At 62.5% G+C, this 7,512-nt stretch carries 5 protein-coding genes; 4 read left to right on the forward strand and 1 reads right to left on the reverse strand.

From position 1 onward, the window contains the following. The 3 genes from KGB28_RS00075 to KGB28_RS00085 all read left to right on the forward strand — a co-directional run. Positions 1-1,041: MATE family efflux transporter (locus KGB28_RS00075; RefSeq protein WP_223440932.1), on the forward strand; the 1,041-nt coding region annotated here is incomplete at its 5' end. Between the two features lie 219 nt (positions 1,042-1,260). Continuing rightward, on the forward strand, positions 1,261-1,932 hold the full coding sequence (locus tag KGB28_RS00080; RefSeq protein WP_223440935.1) for a phosphoribosyltransferase: 672 nt from the start codon (positions 1,261-1,263) through the stop codon (positions 1,930-1,932). A 136-nt stretch (positions 1,933-2,068) separates the two neighbouring features. After that, positions 2,069-2,638: a YceI family protein gene (locus KGB28_RS00085; RefSeq protein WP_223440938.1), complete on the forward strand. Its 570-nt coding sequence runs from the start codon at positions 2,069-2,071 to the stop codon at positions 2,636-2,638. A gap of 157 nt (positions 2,639-2,795) precedes the next feature. Here KGB28_RS00085 and KGB28_RS00090 read toward each other — a convergent pair whose 3' ends face one another. Further along, positions 2,796-6,185, reverse strand: a complete 3,390-nt coding sequence (locus tag KGB28_RS00090) for an Ig-like domain-containing protein (RefSeq protein ID WP_223440940.1) — start codon at positions 6,183-6,185, stop codon at positions 2,796-2,798. A gap of 508 nt (positions 6,186-6,693) precedes the next feature. On the opposite strand from KGB28_RS00090, the gene KGB28_RS00095 reads away from it, so the two are divergent. Next, positions 6,694-7,416: a GNAT family N-acetyltransferase gene (locus KGB28_RS00095; protein WP_223440943.1), complete on the forward strand. Its 723-nt coding sequence runs from the start codon at positions 6,694-6,696 to the stop codon at positions 7,414-7,416. The last annotated feature ends 96 nt before the right edge of the window (positions 7,417-7,512 follow it).

The following is a 7,512-nucleotide window of genomic DNA, read 5'->3' on the forward strand; positions in this document are numbered from 1 at the left end:
GCGGTGGTGGGGAGTGTGTTTGCGCGGTCGGCGTTGGTGGGGTTGGGGACGCCGGCGGATGTGCTGGACGATGCGGTGGCGTATGCCCATGTGATGTTGTGGATCATGCCGTCGCTGTTGGTGTTTGTGTTGTTCACGCAGTTGCTGCGCGGGGTCAGTGATACGTTGTCGCCGTTGCTGGCGCTGGTGGTGTCGACCTGCGTGGGGCTGGCGCTGACGCCGGCGTTGATTCGCGGGTGGTTGGGTTTTGCGCCGATGGGGATTCAGAGTGCGGCGGTTGCCGGGCTGGTGGGTAACCTGGTGGCGATGGGGCTGCTGGCGTGGCGCTTGCTTGGCAAGGGCCATCCGCTGGCGCCGGACCGCGAGTTCTTTGCGGCGATGAAGCTGGACATGGCGATTCTCGGCAAGGTGCTGCGCATCGGTTTGCCCACCGGGTTGCAGATGGTGGTGTTGTCGCTGTCTGAGCTGGTGATTCTGGCGCTGGTGAACCAGCACGGGTCCCAGGCGACGGCGGCGTATGGCGCGGTGACGCAGATCGTCAATTACGTGCAGTTCCCGGCGTTGTCGATTGCGATTACCGCGTCGATCCTCGGAGCGCAGGCGATCGGGGCCGGGCGCATCGAGCGCATGGGGCCGATTTTGCGCACGGGGTTGATGATCAACGTGTGCCTGACCGGTGGCTTGGTGGTGCTGGGGTATTTGCTGTCGCACTGGTTGCTGGCATCGTTCCTCACCGAAGAAACGACGCGGACCATGGCCCAGCACCTGTTACACATCATGCTGTGGAGCCTGTTGGTGTTCGGCTTCCAGGCGATCATCGGCGGCATCATGCGCGCCAGCGGCACGGTGATGGTGCCGGTGGCGATTTCCATTGTCTGCGTGGTGGGGATTCAGTTGCCGGCGGCGTATCTGCTGGATGCGAAGTTCGGGCTGCAAGGGGTGTGGATGGCGTTTCCGGTGGCGTATCTGGGGATGCTGGCGTTGCAGACGCTGTATTACAAAGTGGTGTGGCAGCATCAGAAGCTTGAGCGGTTGGTGTAGCGGGGTAAAGGGGGCGGATAATGCTATGGACCAAGTTAGTGGCGAGCGAGCTTGCTCGCGCTTGAGTGCGTAGCACTCACAAAACCCGGTAAGCGTTATCGGTTTTTTGGGGCTGCTGTGCAGCCCAGCGGGAGCAAGCTCCCTCGCCACAAAAGCCCCTGCAACAAAAGGCAGGTTTGGCTGAAGTTCGCAGGCGCAATCGCCTGGGGAGGTTTTCACATGAGCCCCTTGTCCCATTCCATCCTGCAAGACCGGCCAGCGGCCGGGCGGCGTTTGATTGAGCCGTTGCTGCCTTACGCCAATCGCCCCGACGTTATCGTTCTGGCCTTGCCCCGTGGCGGCGTGCCGGTGGCTTATGAAGTGGCCACGGCGCTGAAGGTTCGCCTGGACCTGATGTTAGTACGCAAGCTCGGCGTGCCCTCCCACCCGGAGTACGCCATGGGCGCGATTGCCAGCGGTGGCATCCAGATTCGTAATGAAGAGGCGCTGCGGGTGCATCCGATTGCCAAGGCTGCATTCGACGCCGTGGTCGAACGGGAAAGCCGCGAGCTGCTGCGCCGCGAACAGGTCTACCGCGGCACGCGGCCGGCGGTGCAGCTCAAGGATCAGGTGGTGATCCTGATCGACGACGGCCTGGCCACCGGCGCTTCGATGATGGCGGCGATTAAGGCGCTGCGGGTGCAGGGGCCATCGCGCATCGTGGTGGCGGTGCCGGTGGCGCCGATCGAAACGGTGCAGGCGCTGCGCAGCGAGGTGGATGAGTTGATCTGCCCGCTGATACCCGAGTGGTTCATGTCGATTGGCCATTGGTACATGGATTTTTCCCAGACCTCGGATGCCGAGGTGATCGACCTGTTGCAGCGGGCGTGGCAACGCGGGGAGTGCGGGTAGCGCGGAAGGCCATTGGCAGGTGGTCGCAAATCAACGGGTGAGGTGGAATAAAAGCCGGTTGTTTGCTTTAGTCATCTGATGCCACCCTATCTGTGCGGCACGCCAACTCAAGACGGGAGCCCTCCCGGAGAGTGCCATGAACCTTCGATCCGCGTGTTGCGTCGCCCTGGCCGGTACCGTTGTGTTCGGCCTGGTGCCGTTTGCTGAAGCCGTGGAATACAAGGATGTGAACGCCAGGGCCAGCACCTTGAGCTTCACCTATGTGCAGATGGGTTCAAAAGCCTTCGGCACCTTTGGCAAGTTCAAGGCCAAACTCGACTTCGACACCGATAACCCCGGCGCCGCCCATGCCGCGCTGACCATCGACCTGAAAAGCATCGACGCCGGCAACAGCGACGCCAACACCGAGCTGCAAAAACCGGCGTGGTTCGACACCGCGACTTATCCGGTGGCGACCTTCGAGTCGACCTCCATCAAGGCCCTGGGCAATAACCGCTACACCATCACCGGCAAACTTTCCCTGCGGGGGCTTACTCGGGAAGTGAGTGTACCGGTGCTGCTGAAATCGGAGAGCGCCATCGGCATCTTCGAGGGCCAACTGGTGCTCAAGCGTGACGACTTCAAGATCGGCGAGGGCGAGTGGGCGGACAGTGTGGTGTCCAACGAGATCAATATCCGCTTCCGGATGGTGGCACCGCAAAGGTGACTGGTGGCCCCAATCGCGAGCGGGCTCGCTCCCACATTTGATCTTTGGTGAATCCAAAATCCGGGTACGACGCCGATTCAATGGTGGGAGCGAGTACGCCGCACAAAAGAAAAACGCCCGATCCACATTGCATGGACCGGGCGTCGATCAATCCGCTCTAGTTCGCCTTTATCGGCACTGTCACGGTTTTGCCGAAGGCCGATTTGATGGTCGCCGTCGGGCTCGGCGACGGGCCACTGCCAGCGGTCGTCACCGCTATATTCCAGCGCGCGCCTGTAGGCGTCAGCGTCAGGACGGCGGCGCCAAGGTTCACCGTACCGGTCGTGGTCGTGGCAGTCGCCGTGATGGTATTGCCCGCGCCACGGGAGGTGGTGCCGGACAGGACCCAATACCAGCGGCTGTTGCTGCGGGCGGTGACGGTAGCGCTGGTGACGATCAGGCTCTCGTTGATCGCTGCCGAGACCGCCACGGACACCGTCGCCGGTGCCGACTCCGCGTCCTTGGCATCGCTGGCCCTATAGGTAAAGGTCGCGGTGAACGGCGCGGGGACCGTGGCCGGTGGTGTGTAGATCACGCGCAGGCCATCGGTGCTGACCACGCCCTTGCCGGAGTCCGGTTGCTCCAGACCCACCACTTTGAGTGGCACGTTACCGTCAGGGTCGCTGTCGTTGGCCAGCACGTTGATGGTCACCGGTTGGCCGGTGTTACTGATGGCGCTGTCGGCGTTGGCGATCGGTTTTTGGTTATCGACGTCCTCGACACGTTCATCGCCAGTGCGGAAAGTCGGCAGCGCGGCGGAGTTGACGTAGGTGACGCCGTCCCAGCCAGGCAGGGGCGTTGGCATCAACTGGAACTGGCCGGGGTGCTCGACATCCCAACGCAGCAACATGGACGTGTCCTCGTGCTGGGTGTTGTGGCAGTGCTCCATGTAGGTCCCGGCGAACTCGCGGAAGCGGATCGCTATGTCCACGTCCACCGAGCTGTCGATGCCATCGCCGATGATATAGACGTCCTTGCGCGCCCATTTTTCCCATTCCGGCGGCGCCTTGCCGTCGCGGTTGAGGACGATGCCTTCTTCGAAGTGCACGTGCACCGGGTGGCTCCAGCCGTTGCCGCCGTTCCTGATTTTCCACACTTCCAGGGTGCCGTCGCCGGAGAACCCGGCAGGGGTCGGGCCGTTGGCCAGTTGCGGAGCGGCGCTGATGATTCGAGGGTCCATCTGGAAGCCGAACCCACCGTCGGACTTGATCGTCCAGGGTTCTTCGTCGGTGCCGTCGGAGCGGCCGAAAGTGAACTCGCGATGCCGCGCCAGTTTCAGTTTGGCCTGCACCGTCGGGTCGTCACGGTTCAGGGTCAGCGCAATCATGGTTTTACCCGCCGCCTTGCCCGGTTTGGCGGGTTCGAAGTCGGCGGGGTTCATGCTCACGTCCTGGCCGGCATAAGGCTGGACCACCATCTGCATGAACTTGCCCACCGCCGGGTCGCCGGCGTCCCATTCCAGCCCTTTGCTGCCCAGTTTGAGCACCGCCTTGTACGTCCCGGACAGGACATCGGCCAGGCTCAGCGGCAGACTTTCCGGACCCTTGCCGTCGTGGTGCTCCATCAGGTTGACGAAGTACAGCTTGTCGCCGGTGCTGATCCCGTTTTTCGCGAAGTTGACGATGATGTCGAAACGCTCGGCGATGCCCTGGGCGGGCAGGATGGCGTTGTGGTCCTGCACATCGCCGTCGGCATCCAGGTCCATGCTGCCGTCGAACGGCACGGCGTGTTCCATGAGGTTGCCGTCGTTGGCGATCAAGTGGAACGGCACGCGGCTATAGGACAGGCCGGAACCGGCCGGACCGGGGAACTCGCCACCGGTACCGACGATTTCACGCACCAGCGCGATCCTGAAGAAACGTGACACCGAGCCATTGAGGATGCGGAAGCGATAGCTGCGCGCCCGCACGTTCAGGCGCGGCTGGTACTGCCAGTTGACCAGGATCTGGTCGCCGAGAAAGCCATCGGTGTTGAACGGGTTGAACCACAGTTGACCATTGGCGTCCCAGGCCTTGTCGGCCACCACCAGGTTCACATCGTAGTCGCGGTTGCCCCAGGGCAATGCTGAACCGCTGGGCAGGCGCAGATTGACGCCGTCTTGCAGCGCTTCGTTACCGCGATCCAGGGCGCTGTAGTAGTTCATCATCGTCGCGTTGCCCTTGTAGACGTTCTGGGCGGTGAAATCGAGCATGTGGTCGTGGAACCAGTGGGTGCTCATGGTTTCGCGCCAGTCGCCACGGATCTTGATGGTGCCGTTGTTGCAGGTCTTGAGGCCCGGCGTGGCATCGTTGACATACAGGGTTTCGCCCGGGGCGCAGGGGAACGCCGCGCGCGGATCCTGGGCGCTGGTGTTGATGGTGTCGTAACCGGCCAACTGGATCGGCCAGCGATAGTCGTAGTACTGCCCCGGAAAGAAAAACGCATTGGCATAGCCGTCGCTTTCGGCCGGGGAGTGGCCGTTGTGTTCGTGGGTGCTGAGGGTGTGCAGGCCGAAACCCATGTTGGCCGATGGATCGATCGGCAAGGCGTTGTAGTGCCGCATCAGCACGGGTTGGCCGTACCGCACCATCAGCAGTTTTGGCGGAAAGGTGCCGTCGAAGGTCCAGAGCGCCTTGTGGTTCTGAATCGGCATGTTGGGGTGAAAACGGGTATCGATGCCTTTGGTGGTGCCCGCAATGATCGGGTTGTCCGAGGTCTGGTTGTAGAGCCCGCCAGGCCCGAACTCACCGACGGCGTAGTTGTGCAACTGCCGGCGGTCGCGCATGCCGCCGTTGAGCTTGGCGCCCGCTTGAGCGGTCTTGAAGGCGACCTGCGGGTAGAACTCGTTCCAGCGCTGGTGCGACCAGCCTTTTCCTGGCGGACGACCTTCGGCCGGTGAACCGACCGGATGGCGGTTGAGGAAGGCTTCGATCTGCGCTTTCCACGGGTTGCGGTCCAGCACGTTGGAAAACTGCGACGGAAACGGGTACAGCCCCGGCTGGCGCATGAAGGCTTCCAGCGCCGCGGCCGAAGGGCCGCTGCGGGCGATGTTGTTAGGGTCCTGGGTGGGCGCCGGGCCGACGATCGGAACCGGGAAGGTCAGGGGCGGTGCCGGCAGTGTCGGGTCGAGTTTCTCCGTGCCGAATTCTTCGAACAGCAGCAGTTGCTGAGTGTACGGCTGGGCCCCGAACAATGGGCTGGGCTTGCCATTGGTGGGGATTTTGAAGGATGTCTGCAGGGCTGGCGGCAGCACGTTGTCGGTCGTTGGCGTGGTGCGGGTGCCAAACACGCCATTGGGCAGGGCGTAGGCGCCCTGGTTGGCGGGTGGCATGGCCTCTATGGCATCCACCGCGGCCTTGGGGTCGGCCGGCGGGTTGGTAAACGCCGAGGGGTCCGTCGGAGGGGGCGGGCCGAAATCATCCAGCGGTACGGCGTTGACGGTACTGAGGCTGACGTTGATCAGCATCACAGCGGCGATGCCCGGTTTGTTGAAAAAACCGAGCGATTTGAGGTCTGGCATTTTTATCATGTTGTTCCCCTCGGGGCGCGCTGGTGTGGCTGACGTTCGCCATTCGCTCATTGCAAGAGGTGCGCCAATCGTGGGGAAAAGCGGGGGGAGACGAAAAGTTGTTTGATATCAAAAGGCTGGCGGTTTGGACTTTAGTCGTAGTGGCGCTGTGGGTGGGAATCCTCAAAGTTGGGGGCCTTCACCCACCCATTCCCCCCCAGTCACACCACGGACCGGTGTGATGGTGGACGCTATCGCGAGCAGGCGAACTCCCACAGAAGATCGAGGAGTGGGCAAAACCGCAATCCCCTGTGGGAGCGAGCCTGCTCGCGAAGAGTCCAGTTCATCCAGCACAAAGTGTGCCTGACTCACTGCTGTCAGCCTCGAAAACGCAACGCCTCCAGCAGCAACGCAAACGTCGGCGATGCGCATGGCCCATCAGCGGGGGATATCTGTCCATCACTCTTCGGACCGCTGGTGTCAGGCGCGCTATGATAGGCGGCCCTCGCCCCCGGAGCCTGTCACCGCAATGCCCCTGATCAGCCATTTCAAGACCCCGTGCCCCGAGCACATCAATAGCCAGATCCTGCAGATGGTGGTCGACAACCTGACCGACATCAGCATGGTCGCGATCCCGCCCAGCAACCTGCTGTACAACCTCTATCAATACGCGATCGGCTATGAGGTGCACCTGTATCTGGAGGCGCTGAACGGTGAAAAAGGCATTGCCGTGGAGTTGATTGTCGCCACGGACGAAGACGACCCGCAAAAGGTGACTGGCTTTGTGCTGTACCTGCCGGTACAGGACGACCCCGAGGCCTGCGGAGTGGCGTACATGGCGGTGCAGGCCGAGCATCGGCGCCAGGGCGTGGCCCGGCGGATGCTGCGCGAAATGGTCGGCCGCTATCCCCATGCCGAGCTGACCTGCGCGGTGGCCAAGGTGCCGTATTTCGAGGCGATGGGCTTTGAGGTGGTGGGCGTGCGTGCGACCCAGGTGTTGATGAACACCCGCGACCACGCCACCGATGGCTTGATGGCGCTGCTGGATGTGGCGTCGATCTACAGTTCGCTGGAAGTGCGGCAGATTCATACCTACCTGCTGCAAAAGCATGGCAAACGGGCCATGACCGACGCGGAAAAACAGCGCGACCGGCATCTGGACCAGTTGACGCGCAAGGCCCAGGAGTTTGTGCGGGGGCGGTTGGGTGACGATGCGGTGCCGGCGTCTGGCCCTCGGTTGCGCCTGGTCTGACCGAACTCTCCTAAACACCACAACTCCCCCTGTGGGAGCGGGCTTGCTCGCGAAGGCGGTGTGTCAGCCGCCAAAAATGTTGGCTGACACGACGCC

Origin of the sequence: Pseudomonas sp. BF-R-19 (assembly GCF_019956445.1) — a bacterium.
GTDB lineage: Bacteria > Pseudomonadota > Gammaproteobacteria > Pseudomonadales > Pseudomonadaceae > Aquipseudomonas > Aquipseudomonas fluorescens_BH.